Here is a 17,723-nt window from a genome sequence, read left to right on the forward strand (position 1 = left end):
CGGGATATCAGATCAATAGGCATTCGCATTCACCAACCCCTTCGCCACCGTCGCCAACACGATCCGCATATCCAGCGCGAACGACCAGTTCCGCAGGTAATAGAGGTCATACTCAACCCGCTTCTGCATCTTCTCGAGACGATCGGTTTCCCCGCGATACCCGTTCACCTGGGCCCATCCGGTGATCCCCGGCTTGATCCGATAACGATGGATGTACCCGTCGACGACTTTCTGATAAAGCCGATCGTGCTCGATCGCATGCGGCCTCGGCCCGACCACCGACATCTCGCCGCGCAGCACGTTAAGAAACTGCGGCAGCTCGTCGAGACTGGTTCGCCTGAGAAAGCGTCCCACACGGGTGATGCGCGAGTCGCTCTTCGTCGCCTGCGTGACCACGCCAGCCTGTTCGGCATGCACGCGCATCGTGCGGAACTTCAGGATCTGGAACTTGCGCCCGTCCGCACCCTTGCGGTATTGCTTGAAGAACACCGGCCCGCGCGACGACAACTTCACCGCAATGGCGATCAGCACCATCAGCGGCATCAGCGCCACCAGCGCGACTGCGGCGAACAGGCGATCGAACACCTCCTTCTGCCACATCGCATGACGCGGAAGCGGCGACGCCACGAGATTGATCGCCGGCGCGCCGATGAGGTCGATCATCGCGCCGTCGAACAGCGCGACGCTGCGCACGTCGGGAATGAAGCGGATGTTCACGAGATCGTCGCCGAACGTATTGACGAACCGCAGAACGGTCGCCTCCTCCGACAAAGGCAGCGCGAGCCAGATTTCCTGGACACCGTTCTCCCGGACGAACTGCGCGAACGCGTCGAGCTCCGTGAATACCGGCAAGCGATGCGAAGCATTCGCGGCAGCAACCGGGCGCAGGTCGAATACAGCCGCCGGCCGGAATCCGCTCGCCGGCGACTCCTCGATGTTTCGAACCACCTGTTGGCAGTGCTGAGCGTGTCCTACAACCGCGACACTGCGCAGGTTGATGCCCGCATGACGAACACTGCGCAGAAACAGATGCGTGCCGATTCGCGACGCGATCAGTGCGCCCCCAGTCATCGCGGTCCAGTACACGAACCACAGCCTGGAAATCACGTCCGAGCGATGGAGCGAGAACATCAACACGATCCCGCACGCCTGAACGACGAGCCACGCGAGCGAGATCTTCCCGCTCAACCTCAGCATCGACCGTCCCCGCCACGATTCGTACACGCCGAATACCGGAAACAGCACCAGCGTGAACGCGATCGCGAACGTGACGAGCGCGCTGTCGAAGTGCCCCTCGGAAACCGTCTGATAGCGAAATTGCGACGCAAGCAACGAGCCGGCGACGATCAACGCGATATCCACGAGTCGAGCCATCAAGCCTTGTAGACCGAACATTTCAATCTCCCGTCTGACGCCAACGATCACAGTCGAATCGGGGCATTACGCACGCCCGTACGTATCGTCGAACCGCACGATGTCGTCCTCGCCGAGATACGATCCCGATTGCACTTCGATGAGCTCGAGCGGCAACTTTCCCGGGTTCTCGAGCCGATGCGTCACACCAAGCGGAATGAAGGTGGACTCGTTTTCGCCGAGCATGAATTGCTCGTCGCCGCGGGTAACGAGCGCAGTTCCGCTCACGACGATCCAGTGCTCGGCACGGTGGTGGTGCAGCTGGAGCGACAACCGTCCGCCCGGATGCACGACGATGCGCTTCACCTGGAATCGGGCGCCGTGATCGATCGAGTCGTAGTAGCCCCACGGGCGGCGCACCTTCCGGTGCGTGTCGGCTTCCGGCGCCTGTTGCGCGCGGATCCGGTTCACGAGGCCCTTCACGTCCTGGACGCGCGAGCGGTCCGCCACCAGCACCGCGTCGGCGGTTTCGACCACCACCGCATTGGTCATGCCGACACATGCGACGAGCCGCCCTTCCGAATGCACGAAGCTCGACGTCGCACCTTCGAACACGACCTTGCCGCGCCCGACGTTGCCGTCCGCATCCTTGTCGAGCGCCTCCCAAACCGCATCCCACGAGCCGAGATCCGACCAGCCGGCATCGAGCGGCACGACCACGCCCTCCACCAGGCTCGCGTCGGACACGAGGCGTTCCATCACCGCGTAGTCGATCGAATCCGACGGCGACTTGAGAAAGGCATCCTCATGCGGCCGGAAGAAAGGACCATCGTGCTTGCCGTGTACATGTGCCGCGAGGCATGCGGCGTGCATATCGGGCTGGAGCGTGCGCAACGTGTCGAGCCAGACGCTCGCGCGCACGACGAAGATGCCGCTGTTCCACCAGTACGAGCCCGATTCGACGTACTGCGCCGCGAGTTCGGCGGCCGGCTTCTCGACGAATCGCTCGATGCGGTGCGCACCGGCGCCAAGGGCCTCGCCGATCTTGATGTAGCCGAACCCCGAATCGGGCCGGGTCGGCGGCACGCCAAGCGTCGCGATCGCGCCGCGCCGCGCATGCTCCACCGCGAGTGCAATCGCACGATGAAACGCGGCGGTATCGGCAATGGCGTGATCGGCCGGCATCGCGACGACGATCGCGTCCTTCCCGTCCGCACTGGCGGCAGCGACCGCCAGCGTCAGTGCGGGCGCCGTATCGCGCCGGGCCGGCTCGACGATGACGCGGGCATCGAGCCCGCTGGCCCGAAGCTGCTCCGCCGTGACGAAACGATGCTCGTCGCCGCAAACGACGATGGGCGCCGACACATCGCCTTCCTCGATCGAAAAACCCGTCATGCGCTGGACGGTTGCCTGCAGCAGAGAATCCGCACCCAGTACGCCGATCAACTGCTTCGGATACTGTTCGCGCGACATGGGCCACAAGCGCGACCCCGATCCGCCCGCGAGAACGACGGGCGCGACGCTGACCTTCACGTCGACTGCGTCGCCGCGACCGGAGCCGACCGGTCCTGTTTCGCCGCGCTCTGTTTCGATGGATGCCGACATAATCTGCACTCCTATTCTCTCAGGCAATAATTCGATCTGAAAATCCGGGAATGAGCTCCGTCCCTTCGCCGAAGCTTATCCAGCCTTCTCTACAACTCCAGTTCCGTCTGGCTCGAGCGTGCCTGGAACCGGTATTCCGAGGGTGTCACGTCGAGGTGTCGCCGAAAAATCTTGGCCAGGCGATCACCGTTCCCCCACCCGCATTGCCGTGCGATCGTGCCGATCGGCAAGTCGGTTTCCATCAACATCTGCACCGTGCGCTCCAGGCGAACCCGCAGCAGAAATTCGGACGGCGTCATGCCGATTTCCTGCTTGAAATGGCGCAGGAAGTTCCGTTCGCTCATTGCAGCAACCCGCACTGCATCGCTGACGGATATGGCTCTTCCACAGTTCTTGCGCAACCAGCTCGCCGTCGCGCGGACCCGATCGGCTGGCGTGCCATTGCGCACTTCACCCTCCTGCTCGGCCGGCTCGAATGCGTCGCCCAGCGCGAGCCGCGCCACAATGCCTCGCACCGCATCGCCACCCAGGTCGCGTTCGATGAGCGCCAATGCGGCTCTTGCCGGCTCGTAGCCGCCGCGACCCACGCGCACCGCATCCACTGCATCGATCACGTGCGAGCCATTCAGCGCCGCATCGATCAACATCCTGCCTTCGCCGATCGTCTCGACCATGCCCGCCTTCGGCAGCACGATCCGCAACCAGTCGATCACCCGGGCGTCGCGCGACGCGCGACGCGCACCTTCGCCACCCGCGACGAACAGCGCATCGAATGCGTGCGCCGTGCCCGCATCGCATGCGAATGTCCGCACGCTGATGGCCGACGACCAGACGATGTTTCCACCCTTCGACGAATAGAAGCGAATGTCGTACAGCGGAAGTCCTGTCGCGCGCGGCGCATAGATTTCATTGGCTACTTCGAACACCTCGAATACCGCGCCCGCCGCAAACAACGAGAACCCGTCGAAGACGACAACGCCGATATCCCGATTCCTGCGTGACCGCTTTCCCCCAACATCTGCTGCCGCTTCATCTCCCGAATGATCGACACTCGTGTGCGTCATGGCGTGCTCTCGGACAATCAGTCCAATCAACTTCGGTCGTCGTTTTTTACTCCGTTGCGACGCATCATACCGAGGGCGCCGAATGGCGTTTAAACACTGGCCGATTCGAACAAACAGTCGTCGGATTAGTCTGCGGGAATTCCCTGATCGGCCAAATGTTGGCGGTTTCCGACTACCTCGCGGCAGCGAAACGGATGACGAAGAGCTTGCAGAAACAGCGGCGCTCGCATGACGAGCGAGTGATATCCGACGGCAGTCGTTCGGTGATCGAAGCGTCGTGGTGCGCCCACGGGCCGTCAGGCGTTCGGCAAGATGCGCGGCACCTTCGTGCATGAATCACAACGGCAAGCAATGTGGTGCGACATGATCATGTGCTGGCGAGCATCGCTGTGGAGCAGCAGTCGATTCGGCCCTCGAACTCGACAGTACGGTGGCGCAACGCGATCGGCGTCGTTGACGATCAGCCTGCATCGATGCGTCGTATTCGGCCACGGGTGCCGCGCAAGGCCGATTAGCCCGGATCCGCCAGCCCGGCGCCTGGCGAAACGCGCTGACGACGCGATGCAGCAATCCGCCGCCCCTTCAGTTCCTTGTATTTTTTTGTTCGAGCCGGCCGGTACTCGCTCCAGCCGCATGACGACGCACACGCGAGCCGGGCGTCTACGACATCACCGCGCTCGCAACGAGCGATGCAATCGCCACGGGTAGCGCGAGCAGCGCCGACAGCGCCATCCTTTTCAAGATTCGAGCTCGCGCCACCTCACGCGAGCCGCGGGCCCGGCGCGACTGAAATTCGAGCAGCAGCAGCCCCTGACCATGTCGTGCGCCGGCCCAAAGGCCGGACGCGGTGCTGAAGACGAGGTAGACGAGAATCCAGACGAAGCAAATCCTCGAGAAGATAAGAAGCGCGACGTTCATGGCGGCGATGCTCCGTTTTCGGCGAGATACCGCGCATCAGATGGCGCGCGGTTCGATGCCGATAGCGTACATTGCAATGCAGCATGCCGGACATGACAATTGATCCGACGATTCCGCCAACCGGTTACCGTACGTTTCCTCCGGGCGGCGCGCGACGCGAAGCACCGCGCGCGTGCAACAACGTTCGCACTGCTTCGTAATGTTCGAAGCCAGGCCACACGGATCGTCTTGCGGATCCACGACTCGAACGACGGCGACTGACATTCACCGTACGCGCAGCTCGACCCGTGATGAATAAAAAGGCCTGCGTGCCACACGGCACGCAGGCAAAATTCCGAGGAGAGTTCCGGGGTGAACGCGTCTCCTCGAAAGGCCAGACAAAAGCGTAACGTCGAATCGACCGTTTCAAAACGAGATGGCGGCTTCGACCACGATCATGGCCGAATGAAAATGTATTGATGCACGCGCACACGTTTCTCGACGGGCATTGCGCCGTCACGCCCGATCCGCTTCCTGCAATTGGCGGATTGCTTCGGTGTTTTGGCCGACGAGCGCAACCTCGACTGGCCATGATGAGATTCGTGCAGACGGACATTCAACGTTCGCTCATCGACGAAGCCGGCATGTCATCGTCGTGACCGAGTCGCCTCGAACGCGCAACGATGCCGGTGCACTTCGACAGACTTCCAGGAGCCCATCCGCCATGCTTCCGCTGGACACTTTCTTGCGCGTCGTCGACGCAACCCCGCTCGTTGCGATCGACCTGATCATCTCGAACGGCGATGGCGCGTATCTACTCGGTCACCGTGTCAATCGTCCCGCGCAGGGTTTCTGGTTCGTGCCGGGCGGCCGGATTCGCAAGAACGAGCGTCTCGACGATGCGTTCAATCGCATCGCGCGCGACGAACTCGGATGTAGCGGTCTGGAACGTGCGGATGCCGAACTGATCGGCATCTACGATCACCTCTACGAAGACAACTTTGGCGGCGAACCGGGCATCTCGACGCACTATGTGGTGATGGGATACAAGCTCCGGGGCAAGTTCGACCTCGTGTCGCTGCCGAATGCCCAGCACACTGCCTACCGATGGGCGACCGCCGACGAGATCGTCGCCGACCAAACGGTCCATTCGAATACGCGAACCTACTTCGGCACGTCCGCCTGAAATCGGGCGAACGCTGCTCCGGCGGACAAATCGACTACCCGACGCCGGTCGTTACCCCGGCGCGGGCATCAAAGCGACGATGTACCGTTGCGAATGTCCGAGCCGCCGACCGACGCGAACATTCTGTCCCGAGCGGCCGCGCGATACTCCGTCGGCGACATCGACAGATGCTGGCGGAACAGCTTGGCCAGCCGGTCTCCACTACCGAGGCCGACCCGCCGCGCGACCTTGTCGGCGGGCAAATCCGTCTCGACCAGCATGGAGCATGCCTTTTCGAGCCGCACCCGCAGCACGAATTCGGTTGGCGTCACGCCGATTTCGTTCTTGAAGCGCCGCAGGAAATTCCGCTCGCTCATCGCAGCGGCCTGCGCTGCATTGGCGATCGAGATGCGATTCGCACTGTTGGCTCGAAGATGCTGAGCGGCCGCGCGAATCAATTCACTGGCTCGCGCCTCCTGCGCCCCGAACAGGACGCTCGCAAATTTCCGGTTCGCCCCCGGCATCATGTACGAAACGATCTCTTGCGCGACTTCGTAGCCGGCGTCACGCACGACGATCGACAACGCGGCCGCGAACATGCCTTCGCCATCGTCGTCGGATGGCCCCGATTCGCCCGTACCGCCAACGGCAAGCACCGCCTGCGGCACGACTTCCGGAACTTTCTGGTTCAGGCGAATCGCCGTCAGCATTTCGGCGCCGGCATTGTCGCCCTTGACCACGCGGGCGCGCTGATGGGCATGCTGCAACCAGCTGATGAACGCATCGTCGAGGCCGCTTGCCCGCCCCTGTCCACCGAGCACGAACATGGCCTGCACACTGCTCGCATCGAGCGGGCGGGCCGCTTCCGTCCAGATCTGTACACCCGACGACGAACGAACGGCACCGCCGTGACTGGAATAAAGCCGCAATTCATAGCGATCGGCAAACGCGACGTTCACGCCTTCGAGCTGATTTGCAAGTTCGAATACCGCGGCCAGCCGGCCCATTTGCATGATCGAAAATCCGTCGAGCAGCAGGATGATGACGCTGTCCCGCCGACGACCGACGCTTCTTCCCCGGTCACCACTCACTCTGAACCCCGTAGTCGTTTCGTTCGGCGCTATTTGCATCATCTCGGCCTCTTAACAATTTTTTGCATTTTCTGCAGCGCATCATATGCGGCTAAATCGTCGGCCGATCCGTCGGTGTCCGATCCCGCCTCATTGTTGACGGAATCAGTCAAGGCGATGATATGGAACCAATTATTTGTTGATAATCAGGAATAGGAGCTGGCGTGACGGCACAAAGTCATGGAGATTTGATCCAGATCATTGACGAAACATTTTTGCAACACAACGAGCAGCGCATGTTTCACTCCGGAAATAGAACATGCGTTCAGTTCCTTACAGATCCTTACAGCATGGGTCATAAGGAATCGACGCGTTCGCGTTGTCCGCCGCCTCGACGGCTGGAGAGATGAGACAAAAAAATATGCGCAATGCCTCCCTCTGCGGGAGGGGATATTACCTTGCAAGCTTTACCATGCAAGCGCGATACGAAAAAATCATAGATGGCAAGCGCTTTAACGTTTGCCTATATTAAGTAAATTCTTCCAGATGCATTCGAAATATTATTTGACGATGATAGCCGAATTTCGGCAGATAAATCCGCGCGACTGGGAATGCCCGAATATTTCGTAACATCAAACCCGACGTGCGCCACGGCCCGCGCGTCACATCACCAGGGCCATCGGTTTCCGGAACATGCGACTCTGCAGCCGGCCGATCGTGATGCTTGCCGGGTCGTCGACCGCTCGAAGGCGCATGCGGCAACTCGCGAATCGGAGATATCGCCCTGCCAATCGCTAAGGAAACCGAATTGTCACGGGCGTGATCGTACGACGTGCGCGTTGACATCCGACGCTTGGCGGCGCCCGCCTCAACCAATCACGCTCGGGAATCGAATTCCTGCCGGCATGACTTCGGTCGCGATGATTGCTCTCGCTGTGAAGCATCGTCGAACAGGCTTTACATACACCATTCGATCGGACGGTCGACCCGCACATCGATCTCGCTCATCGTGCAGCGATTATCGGCTCGCCATCGTCTTCGAATTTTCCGGCCACTGATTCCTGCGTCTTCAACGCCCATAACCGGGAATTTTCCAATGTGGGACGCAGTTTGAAAACGCCTTCCTTCCCGGATGATGTCGCTTGCGGAACAACCATGAGTTAATACCGCAGCGCCTGTAGACCAAGCATGCAGAATGCACTGCACCCCAGCCTCGGAAATGAGCGTGTCTGCACCACCATCACTCGATGCGGTTTCCTTGCCGGTCCGACTCCGCACGTCTCGCCCCGGATCTTTCGATACGCCTCGGCACGGTTTCCCGAAGAGTCGGCACATACCCCGGACGATGAGGCTGCACGATGAACGAGAGTGCCGACTCCGCGCCGGCTCGCCCCGGACTCGCCAATAATAAAATCGAAAATCGCTCCCAAAAAACCATGAAGTCCGATTAAATCAAATCATTGGCGTATCACGACTATGTTATCCCGCCGCACCCTCATTTATTCATCGAAAAAAATCACCCTCCCTTCTCCCCGCAAACTCCACTTCGATCAAAGACATCGTCAATTCGACCAGCCTGCACGAACCGAAATGCATCACTCTCCGTTATTTTTTTGAGACACCTCGCCATTTTAATTTCGCACTAAAAATCTCTCGATGTAGTCTGCTTCCGTTCATTTGAACGCAGGCATGCTTGCAAAAGGAGAGACCATGAAACACGCATTTTTTCCTGTCCTTGCGATCGCGTCGGTCGCGATGGGCGGCGTAGCCCACGCGCAGTCGAGCGTGACGCTTTACGGGACGATCGACACGTCGCTCACGTACGTGCGCAACGCCGATGGCGGCAAGAACCTTTGGGCGCTCGGCAACAGCAGCGCCGGCAATCTGTCGGGCAGTCGTTGGGGGCTCAAGGGTTCGGAAGATCTCGGCGGCGGCCTGGCGGCGATCTTCCAGCTGGAAAACGGTTTCAATCCGAGTACGGGCGGCCTCGGTCAGGGCAGCCGCATTTTCGGCCGCCAGGCCTATGTCGGGTTGACCAGCAACCAGTATGGCTCGCTCACGCTCGGTCGCCAATACGATCCGCTGATCGACCTCGTGCAGCCGATTACCGCCGACAACTACTTCGGCAGCGTGTTCGCCACCGCCGGTGATGTCGACAACTACGACAACAGCTTCCGCGTCGACAACGCGGTCAAATACACGTCGCCCGTCATCGCCGGACTCCAGTTCGAGGCGATGTATTCGCTAGGCGGTGTCGCGGGCAGCACCGGCTCGAAGCAGTCGTATTCGGCCGGCGTGTCGTACGCCAACGGTCCGCTGAGTCTCGCCGGCGGCTACTTCTATGCAGCCAACGCGAATCCCGTCACGGGAAACCGCACGACATGGTCGAGCACGTCGGACGGAACGTTCGACGGCGCAATCAATACCGGCTACCAGACGGCCCATTCCATCGGCATCGCTCGGGTGGCCGGTCAGTACGTGATCGGTGCGTTCACCGTGGGCGCCGGCTACAGCAACGCCCAGTATCGACGCGACGGCGCATCGGTGTTCGCGAAGAACGAACACTACAACACCGCCCAGGGCTTCCTGAACTATCAGGCGTCCGCCGCGCTGCTCGTCGGGGTCGGCTACAGCTTCACGAAGTCGGGCGGCGACACCGCGGCGAACTACCACCAGGCATCGGTCGGTGCCGATTACAACCTGTCGAAGCGTACGGATGTCTACATGACGGCCGCTTATCAGCATGCAAGCGGGAATACCGGGGACGGTGCCGGCGGTGCGGTGCCGGCACAGGCGTCGATCGGTTCATACGGCTACAACGGCACGAAAAAGCAGGCCCTCGTCAATCTGGGGCTGCGTCATCGGTTCTGATCGTCACTTCGGGGCGCCGACATGTCCGGCGGTCGTCCCCAAACACTCGTGACGGCCGGCGCGGCGCTCGACGAACCGGCCGTGCTCGCCGGCAACGGCCGCCTTGCCGATATCGTGGCATGACTCGACGAGCATGCATGTGGCGTTCGTGCAGGCGGTACGGGAGCCGCTCGATGCGCCGGACCTGCACGCGATCGAGCAGCTGACCGCGTTGCTGAAACACATCGGCATCGCCGATGCGTCGAAACATACGCCGTTCAACGCCGAACCGGAGATGGATATGCCCGAACCTGCATAACCGTCACCGGCGCGCCGCCGACGGCGTGAAGCGCCATACCCGCCACACCCGCCGCATCGTCGACACCAGCGCCGCATCGTCACCCGGCGCAGCCGACCCGGCCTGCGCGACTTCCCGCTTGCGCCGTTTCGGATCGAGCCCGGTGCCGCCGCTCCGCCGCCGCGCCGCATGCCGCTCGATGATCCGCTGCAGCAGGCAGAACACGCACAGCAGCGCGCCGATCACGATCCGCGTCCACCACGAGCTCAGCGTGCCGTCGAACGTGATCAGCACCTGGATCGTGCCGAGGATGCCGACGCCGAACACCGAGCCGATCACGTACCCAACTCCGCCGGTGAGCAGCGTGCCGCCGATCACGGTCGCGGCGATCGCATCGAGTTCCATTCCCTGCGCCTGCAGCCCATAGCCGGACAGCACGTACAGCGTGAACACCACGCCGCCGAGCGCCGAGCAGAAGCCGCTCAGCGCATACACGCCGACCTTCGTGCGCGCGACCGGCAGCCCCATCAGCAGCGCCGAGCGCTCGTTGCCACCGATCGCATACACGTTGCGGCCGAAGCGCGTGAAATGCGCGACGTAGACCGCGGCGGCCAGCGTCGCGAGCGCGATCAGCGCGCCCGCGCTCAGCGTCCCACCGCCCGCCGGCACGCTGATGCCCGCGAGCGCATGAAAGGTCGGCTCGTTGATCGTGATCGACTGCGTCGTGATCAGGAAGCACGCGCCGCGCGCGAGAAACATCCCGGCCAGCGTGACGATGAACGGCTGCAGGCGGAAGTAATGAATCAGCGCGCCCATCGCCGCACCGTACAACGCGCCGAACACGAGCACGAGCGGCACGATCGCCCAGACGGGCCAGTGCCATCGCTCGGCGCCGACCGCGCAGAAGATCGTTGTCAGCGCAACGACCGAGCCGACCGACAGGTCGATGCCGCCCGACACGATCACGAACGTCATCCCGATCGCGACGATCAGCAGGAATGCGTTGTCGACGAGCAGCCCGGTCAGCACCTGCATCGAGAAGAAACCCGTATACATCACGGATCCGAAGCCGAACAGCGCGGCGAACAGCACGATCGTCACGACGATCGGCAGCGTGCGCGGGTCGGCGAGCCGTGCGAGGAATCGGTTCATCGCGGCGTCGCTCCGGTGGTGGCGCGCGAACGCGCGGAAGGCAGCAGCCGCGACGCGTGCCGGACGACCAGCGCGCGCGCCGCGTCCGACTGGATCAGCGTCACGACGATCACGACCATCGCCTTCACGACGAGCGTCGCCTCCGGCGGCACGCCGATCGAATAGGTCGTGTAAGTGAGCGTCTGGATGATCAGCGCGCCGAGCACGGAGCCGGCGAGGCTGAAGCGGCCGCCGAGCAGCGACGTGCCGCCGAGCGTCACCGCGAGGATCGCATCGAGCTCGAGCAGCAGCCCCGCGTTGTTGCCGTCGGCGCTGCGCACGTTCGAACTGGCGAGGATGCCGGCGAGCGCCGACATCACGCCGGAGCACAGATACACGCCGAACACGACCGCCCCCGCGCGCAAGCCCACGAGCCGCGTCGCGACCGGGTTCACGCCGATCGCGCGGATGAACAGGCCGAGCGCCGTGCGGTTCACCAGCAGCGCGGTCGCCGCGATCGTCGCAAGCGCGATCCAGACCGCGCACGGCACGGCCGCGAGATAGCCGCCGCCGAGTGCAAGGTAGCCGGGCGCACCGATCGGGATGATCTGCCCGCCGGTCAGCAGCTGCGCGATGCCGCGTCCGGCGACCATCAGGATCAGCGTCGCGATGATCGGCTGCATCCCGACGAACGCGACGAGCACGCCGTTCCATGCGCCGGCGAGCAACCCGACGCCGAGCGCGGCGGCGAGCGCCGTGCCGACCCGCGCCGGATCGCCGTCGAGCACGATCGCCGCGGCGGCGCCCGCGATCGCGACGATCGCACCGACCGAGATGTCGATCCCGCGCGTCGCGATCACGAGCGTCATGCCGAGCGACACGATCACGAGCGGCGCCGCGCGATTCAGGATGTCGACCGGCGCGCCGAACAGGTGACCGTCGAGCAGCGCGATCGCCAGGAAGCCCGGCCGATGCGCGACGTCGAGCGCGAACAGCAGCGCGAGCGTCAGCACCGGCCATACGAGCGGATGACGAAGCAATCCACGGAGCCGCATCATGACCGGCCTCCCGCAATCAGTTGGTACACGTGTTCCTCCGACGCGTCGGCACCGGTCAGTTCGGCGACCTTGCGGCGGTCGCGCAGCACCGCGATCCGGTGGCTCACGCGCACCACTTCGCTGATCTCCGACGAGATGAACAGGATCGCGAGCCCTTGCGCGCACAGCGCGAGCACGCGCTCCATGATGTCGAATTTCGCGGCGACGTCGATGCCGCGGGTCGGCTCGTCGAGGATCAGCAGCTTCGGCTCCGTCGCGAGCCAGCGCGCGAGCAGCACTTTCTGCTGGTTGCCGCCCGACAGCAGCCCGATCGGCTGCTCCGCGTCGCGCGCCTTGATGCCTAGCCGCGCGATGTACGTGTCGGCGAGCTCGCGCTGGCGCGCACGGCTGATCAGCCGCCACCAGCCGCGCCGCGCCTGCAGCGCGAGGACGATGTTCTCGCGGATCGACAGCGCGGCGACGATGCCCTCCTTCTTGCGATCCTCCGGGCAATACGCGATCCCGTTGCGGACCGCGTCGTGCGGCGACGCGAGCCGCTTGCGCGCGCCGTCGATCTCGATCGCGCCGGTGTCGGTGCGCTCGGCCGCGAACGCGAGCCGCGCGGTCTCCGTGCGCCCCGAGCCGAGCAGCCCGGCCAGTCCGACGATTTCGCCGGGCCGCACGTCGAGATCGAGCGGGCTCATCATCCCGCGCCGGCCGACCTGCCGCATCGACAGGAACGGCGCAGCTGCATCGGCATCGCGCTGCACGGCCGCCGCGCCCGCCTGCAGCGTGCCGGACATCGGCTCACGGCCGGTCATCTTCGCGACCAGCACGTCGACCGGCAGGTCGCGCGCGAGGTACTCGCCCTCGCGCTCGCCGTTGCGCATCACGGTGATCCGGTCGGACACCGCGTAGGTCTGTTCGAGAAAGTGCGTGACGAACAGGATCGCGATGCCCGACGCCTTCAGCCGGCGCAGCACGTCGAACAGCCGCGCGACCTCGCCGTCGTCGAGGCTCGACGTCGGTTCGTCCAGAATCAGCACGCGCGCGTCGACCGACACGGCCCGCGCAATCGCGACCATCTGCTGCACCGCGATCGGATACGCGTCGAGCGAGCGCGTGACGTCGAGCGACAGGTCGAGCTCGGCGAGCGCATCGCGTGCCCGCGCGTGGATCGTCTTCCAGTCGATCGCGCCGCGCCGCATCGGCTGCCGGCCCGCGAAGATGTTCTCCGCGACCGACAGGTTCGCGCACAGGTTCACTTCCTGGTACAGCGTCTGGATCCCGGCCGCCTCGGCCTCGCGCGGCGCGGCGAAACTCACCGGCGCACCGCCGACGCGAATCTCGCCCGCGTCGTGCGCGTGCACGCCGGTCAGCACGTTGATCAGCGTCGACTTGCCGGCGCCGTTCTGGCCCATCAGCGCATGGATCTCGCCCGGAAACAGCCGGAAGTTCACGCGCTGCAGCGCGTGGACACCCGGAAACGCCTTGTCGATGCCGATCATCTCGACCACCGGCGGACTCGTCATGGATCGCCCTCGATTCGAAGCGGCGGCCGGACGGCGGCGAATGCGCCGCCGTCCGCGTGCGCCGGGACTCAGTACTTGCGGGTCGGCAGCACCTGCGCCGCGACGCTCATCGGGAACACCGTCTCGTTCGTGACGATGCGCTTCGGCAGCTGCTTGCCGGCGACCACGTCCTTCACCGCGGTCATCAGCTGCGGGCCGAGCAGCGGGCTGCATTCGACGTCGACGTTGATCTTGCCGGCGACCATCGCCTGGAAGCCGCCCTTGGTCGCATCGAACGACACGACGCTCACGTCCTTGCCGGGCTTGATGCCGGCCTCTTCCATCGCCTGGATCGCGCCGAGCGCCATGTCGTCGTTGTGCGCGTAGACGACGTTGATCTGCTTGCCGTAGGTCTTCGCGAACGCTTCCATCACCTGCTTGCCGCCGGCGAGCGTGAAGTCGCCGCTTTGCGACGCGATCACCTTGAACTTCGGATTGTTCTTGATCACTTCGAGCAGGCCCGCGCGGCGGTCGTTGGCGGGCGCCGAGCCGACCGTGCCCTGCAGCTCGACGATGTTGACCGGGCCCGCATCGTTCTTGTAGCGCTCTTCCAGCCAGTGGCCCGCGCGCCGCCCTTCCTCGAGGAAGTCGGAGCCGATCATCGTCACGTACAGCGACGGATCCTTCACGTCGACGCCGCGATCGGTCAGGATCACCGGGATACGGGCCGCCTTCGCTTCGGTCAGCACCGGCTCCCAGCCCGACTCGACGACCGGCGAGAACGCGATCACGTCGACCTTCTGCGCGATGAACGAGCGGATCGCGCGGATCTGGTTCTCCTGCTTCTGCTGCGCGTCCGAGAATTTCAGGTTGATGCCGGCCTCCTTCGCCGCACCCTTCACCGACACGGTGTTCGCGGTGCGCCACGCGCTTTCCGCGCCGACCTGCGAGAACCCGAGCGTGATCGGCTTTTGCTGCGCGTGCGCGCCGGTGGCCAGCACCGTCGCCGCGGCGACGATCGCGCCGGCCGCCAGCTTCCTGATGAATGTCATGGTCCGTCTCCGATGGTGTCGTTGTATGCCGCGGCGCCGGCCTGGCGCGGTGCCGTGTCGTGCTGTTGTGGTTCTGCGTGGCACGGGCGCGGTTCGGGGCGAGGCGGCCCGGCCGTTGCGGCCGGCCCGAGATGTACGCCCCGGATCAGTCTAGGAACAAGTCCGATAACCTTCCAATGAAATATTGGATTGAAGCGATATCGGTATCGGCATACGTATAAACACCTAAGCGGGCGGGGCGGCGTCGTCAAATGAACTCGGGGCGATCAACGAGAACGCCACCCGGATTGTTTTTCTCCATGATCGGCCGGTGCAACGGTAACGGCGTGGCGCCGAAAGCACGGCGCACGCTTCTTGCTGTCACGCTCGAATCGCGCGAACGACAAGGAGAAGACGATGTCCGCAGCAGCGACGAGCGGAACCCGCACCGCCGATGCGCGGATCGACCGCGCGCGTCGATCGACGCATCGCAGCATGAAGACGCGCACGCCCCGCGCGGCACCTCCGGACGCGGACGTGTCCGCCGCGCCGCTGCGCCACGTCGACGACCGGCGCCCCGGCTACACGCGCCGGCGGCTGCGCAACGGCTTCGCGTACTACGCGCCGGACGGCACGCGCATCCGCGACGCCGACGAGATCGCCCGCATCAACGCGCTCGCGATTCCGCCCGCTTACACCGACGTGTGGATCTGCACGGACCCGCGCGGCCATTTGCAGGCGACGGGGCGCGACGCGCGCGGACGCAAGCAGTATCGTTATCACCCGCAGTGGCGCGCGACACGCGACGCGAACAAGTACGCACGGATGGCTGAATTCGCCCGCGCGCTGCCGCGCATCCGCGCACGCGTCGCGCGCGATCTCGCGCTGCCCGGCATGCCGCGCGCGAAGATCGTCGCGACGGTCGTCCGGCTGCTCGACACGACGCTCGCGCGGATCGGCAACGCCGAGTATGCGCGCGAGAACGCGTCGTACGGGCTGACGACGCTGCGCAAGCGCCACGTGACGATCGGTCCGGGACAGGTGCGACTGCGCTTCACGGGCAAGAGCGGGATCGAGCACGACGTGACGGTCGACGACCCGCGCGTCGGCCGCATCGTGCGCCGTTGCGCGGAGCTGCCGGGACACGAGCTGTTCCAGTATCTGGACGAAGACGGCACGCGCCATTCGGTCGGCTCGTGCGACGTGAACGACTATCTGCGCGACGCAGCGGGCGCGGCGTTCACGGCCAAGGATTACCGGACGTGGGCAGGCAGCGTGCAGGCGCTGGCATTGCTGCGGCGCGTGCCGCAGCAGGACGTCGCGCACGCCAGCAAGCAGATCGTCGAAACGGTGCGCACCGTCGCCGAGGTCTTGCGCAACACGCCGGCCGTGTGCCGGCGCTGCTACATTCATCCGGTGGTGCTCGATACGTTCGAGGCCGGGATGCTCGCGGCGCTGCAGGTGCGCCGCACGCCGAGGGGGCTGCGCGTCGACGAAGCGGCGTTCGCGGCGCTGCTCGAGCAGGCGGCACGGCAAGCGGTCAAGCGGTCGAACAAGTGAGGCTCACCGACATGCCGCCCGCTGTCGCTCAGCTCGCGATCGAATTCGCAATACTGCGAAAGATCAGCGGCCGCTCGTCCTCGCGCCCTGCCCGCCGCGCGAACTGCACGACCTGTTCGACCCGGCCGTGATGTTCGGACTTCGCGCAGACCGGATCGGCCTGCGCCGGATCGCCGGCCAGCATGTACGCCTGGCAGCGGCACCCGCCGTGATCCGTGTGACGCTCGTCGCAGGTGCGGCACGGATCGCGCATCCACCCGTCGCCGCGAAACGCGTTGAATGCGTCGCTGTCGTACCAGATCTCCTTCAGCGACCGGTCGCGCACGTTCGGCAGCGCGAGGCCCGGCAACCCGCGCGCGGCATGGCACGGCAGCGCGGTGCCGTCCGGTGCGACGCCGAGGAACACCGAGCCCCAGCCGTTCATGCAGGCCTTCGGCCGCTGCTCGAAGTAGTCGGGCACGACGAACAGGATCTTGCACCGTTCGCCGACGAGCTTCCGGTAGCGGTTGACCGTTTCCTCCGCTTCGCGCAGCTGTTCGGCGGTCGGCATCAGCTGGTCGCGATTCAGCATCGCCCAGCCGTAGTACTGCGTGTTGGCAAGCTCGAGAAAATCCGCGCCGAGGTCGAGCGCCATCTCGATGATCTGGCCGACGTGCGGCAGGTTGTACCGGTGCAGCACGCAGTTCAGCACCATCGGATAGCCATGCGACTTGATCAGCCGCCCGACGCCGCGCTTGAGGTCGAACGTGCGCGTGCTGGTCAGGAAGTCGTTCAGCTCGCGCGTCGAATCCTGCAGCGACAGCTGGACATGATCGAGGCCGGCCGCCTTGAGCCGGCCGATGCGCGTGGCATTCAGGCCCACGCCCGACGTGATCAGGTTCGTATAGAAACCCAGCGACCGCGCATGCTCGACCAGCACCTCCAGATCGTCGCGCTGCAGCGGTTCGCCGCCGGAAAAGCCGATCTGCGCGGCGCCGAGCGCGCGTGCGTCGCTGATCACCGTGCGCCACGCGTCGGTGTCGAGCTCCGCGCCGTGCGTCGCGAAGTCGACGGGGTTGTAGCAGAACGCGCAGTGCAGCGGACAGCGGTACGTGAGCTCGGCGAGCAGCCACAGCGGCGCGCTCGGGCGGTTCGGAGGCGGTGTCATGTCC

The 17,723-nt window shown here is 64.4% G+C and carries 14 protein-coding genes; 4 read left to right on the forward strand and 10 right to left on the reverse strand.

The features are described 5' to 3' along the window. Positions 1–12: 12 nt before the first annotated feature. From DID98_RS30865 to DID98_RS30880, 4 genes are all read right to left on the reverse strand, one after another. Positions 13–1,395 carry an undecaprenyl-phosphate glucose phosphotransferase gene (locus DID98_RS30865; RefSeq protein ID WP_124571953.1) on the reverse strand — a complete coding sequence of 461 codons (1,383 nt, stop codon included), beginning with the start codon at positions 1,393–1,395 and terminating at the stop codon, positions 13–15. 45 nt (positions 1,396–1,440) lie between these two features. Further along, positions 1,441–2,958 (reverse strand): mannose-1-phosphate guanylyltransferase/mannose-6-phosphate isomerase, encoded by a 1,518-nt coding sequence (locus tag DID98_RS30870; protein ID WP_124489100.1) that lies wholly within the window; start codon positions 2,956–2,958, stop codon positions 1,441–1,443. Positions 2,959–3,047: 89 nt separating this feature from the next. Further along, positions 3,048–4,022, reverse strand: a complete 975-nt coding sequence (locus DID98_RS30875) for a GlxA family transcriptional regulator (protein ID WP_044846979.1) — start codon at positions 4,020–4,022, stop codon at positions 3,048–3,050. 660 nt (positions 4,023–4,682) lie between these two features. After that, entirely contained in the window at positions 4,683–4,940 is a 258-nt protein-coding gene (locus tag DID98_RS30880) for a hypothetical protein (protein WP_124489101.1), read from the reverse strand. A 703-nt stretch (positions 4,941–5,643) separates the two neighbouring features. Between DID98_RS30880 and DID98_RS30885 the strand changes: the two genes are divergently transcribed. Then, complete coding sequence (locus tag DID98_RS30885) at positions 5,644–6,105, forward strand: GDP-mannose mannosyl hydrolase (protein WP_059681343.1); 462 nt, start codon at positions 5,644–5,646, stop codon at positions 6,103–6,105. 68 nt (positions 6,106–6,173) lie between these two features. On the opposite strand, the gene DID98_RS30890 is transcribed toward DID98_RS30885, so the two are convergent. After that, positions 6,174–7,217: a GlxA family transcriptional regulator gene (locus DID98_RS30890; RefSeq protein WP_185640906.1), complete on the reverse strand. Its 1,044-nt coding sequence runs from the start codon at positions 7,215–7,217 to the stop codon at positions 6,174–6,176. 1,647 nt (positions 7,218–8,864) lie between these two features. Between DID98_RS30890 and DID98_RS30895 the strand changes: the two genes are divergently transcribed. After that, complete coding sequence (locus tag DID98_RS30895; RefSeq protein ID WP_124571954.1) at positions 8,865–10,025, forward strand: porin; 1,161 nt, start codon at positions 8,865–8,867, stop codon at positions 10,023–10,025. 133 nt (positions 10,026–10,158) lie between these two features. After that, complete coding sequence (locus tag DID98_RS35975; protein WP_185640907.1) at positions 10,159–10,323, forward strand: hypothetical protein; 165 nt, start codon at positions 10,159–10,161, stop codon at positions 10,321–10,323. 3 nt (positions 10,324–10,326) lie between these two features. Here DID98_RS35975 and yjfF read toward each other — a convergent pair whose 3' ends face one another. From yjfF to DID98_RS30915, 4 genes are all read right to left on the reverse strand, one after another. After that, positions 10,327–11,454, reverse strand: coding sequence for a galactofuranose ABC transporter, permease protein YjfF (gene yjfF, locus DID98_RS30900; RefSeq protein WP_124571955.1), 1,128 nt, complete (start codon positions 11,452–11,454; stop codon positions 10,327–10,329). Beyond that, a complete protein-coding gene (locus tag DID98_RS30905) occupies positions 11,451–12,491 on the reverse strand; it encodes an ABC transporter permease (RefSeq protein WP_124523758.1) in 1,041 nt (346 codons plus the stop codon). Before DID98_RS30905 ends, yjfF begins: the two co-directional genes overlap by 4 nt. Then, positions 12,488–14,002, reverse strand: a complete 1,515-nt coding sequence (locus DID98_RS30910; protein WP_124571956.1) for a sugar ABC transporter ATP-binding protein — start codon at positions 14,000–14,002, stop codon at positions 12,488–12,490. Before DID98_RS30910 ends, DID98_RS30905 begins: the two co-directional genes overlap by 4 nt. Before the next feature lie 68 nt (positions 14,003–14,070). Further along, positions 14,071–15,033, reverse strand: coding sequence for an ABC transporter substrate-binding protein (locus DID98_RS30915; RefSeq protein WP_124489106.1), 963 nt, complete (start codon positions 15,031–15,033; stop codon positions 14,071–14,073). A 474-nt stretch (positions 15,034–15,507) separates the two neighbouring features. On the opposite strand from DID98_RS30915, the gene DID98_RS30920 reads away from it, so the two are divergent. Then, complete coding sequence (locus DID98_RS30920) at positions 15,508–16,572, forward strand: DNA topoisomerase IB (RefSeq protein ID WP_124523776.1); 1,065 nt, start codon at positions 15,508–15,510, stop codon at positions 16,570–16,572. A 28-nt stretch (positions 16,573–16,600) separates the two neighbouring features. On the opposite strand, the gene pqqE is transcribed toward DID98_RS30920, so the two are convergent. Further along, positions 16,601–17,719: a pyrroloquinoline quinone biosynthesis protein PqqE gene (gene pqqE, locus DID98_RS30925; RefSeq protein ID WP_124489107.1), complete on the reverse strand. Its 1,119-nt coding sequence runs from the start codon at positions 17,717–17,719 to the stop codon at positions 16,601–16,603. Positions 17,720–17,723: the final 4 nt, after the last annotated feature.

The organism is Burkholderia sp. Bp8984 (assembly GCF_003853755.1).
Lineage (GTDB): Bacteria > Pseudomonadota > Gammaproteobacteria > Burkholderiales > Burkholderiaceae > Burkholderia.

Coding starts and splice junctions, on each gene's coding strand:
- DID98_RS30880 (WP_124489101.1), bottom strand. CDS start 4,940: ATGAACGTCGCGCTTCTTATCTTCTCGAGGATTTGCTTCGTCTGGATT.
- DID98_RS30910 (WP_124571956.1), bottom strand. CDS start 14,002: ATGACGAGTCCGCCGGTGGTCGAGATGATCGGCATCGACAAGGCGTTT.
- DID98_RS30890 (WP_185640906.1), bottom strand. CDS start 7,217: ATGATGCAAATAGCGCCGAACGAAACGACTACGGGGTTCAGAGTGAGT.
- DID98_RS30920 (WP_124523776.1), top strand. CDS start 15,508: ATGAAGACGCGCACGCCCCGCGCGGCACCTCCGGACGCGGACGTGTCC.
- pqqE (WP_124489107.1), bottom strand. CDS start 17,719: ATGACACCGCCTCCGAACCGCCCGAGCGCGCCGCTGTGGCTGCTCGCC.
- DID98_RS30895 (WP_124571954.1), top strand. CDS start 8,865: ATGAAACACGCATTTTTTCCTGTCCTTGCGATCGCGTCGGTCGCGATG.
- DID98_RS30915 (WP_124489106.1), bottom strand. CDS start 15,033: ATGACATTCATCAGGAAGCTGGCGGCCGGCGCGATCGTCGCCGCGGCG.
- DID98_RS30885 (WP_059681343.1), top strand. CDS start 5,644: ATGCTTCCGCTGGACACTTTCTTGCGCGTCGTCGACGCAACCCCGCTC.
- DID98_RS30870 (WP_124489100.1), bottom strand. CDS start 2,958: ATGTCGGCATCCATCGAAACAGAGCGCGGCGAAACAGGACCGGTCGGC.
- DID98_RS30905 (WP_124523758.1), bottom strand. CDS start 12,491: ATGATGCGGCTCCGTGGATTGCTTCGTCATCCGCTCGTATGGCCGGTG.
- DID98_RS35975 (WP_185640907.1), top strand. CDS start 10,159: ATGCATGTGGCGTTCGTGCAGGCGGTACGGGAGCCGCTCGATGCGCCG.
- yjfF (WP_124571955.1), bottom strand. CDS start 11,454: ATGAACCGATTCCTCGCACGGCTCGCCGACCCGCGCACGCTGCCGATC.
- DID98_RS30875 (WP_044846979.1), bottom strand. CDS start 4,022: ATGACGCACACGAGTGTCGATCATTCGGGAGATGAAGCGGCAGCAGAT.
- DID98_RS30865 (WP_124571953.1), bottom strand. CDS start 1,395: ATGTTCGGTCTACAAGGCTTGATGGCTCGACTCGTGGATATCGCGTTG.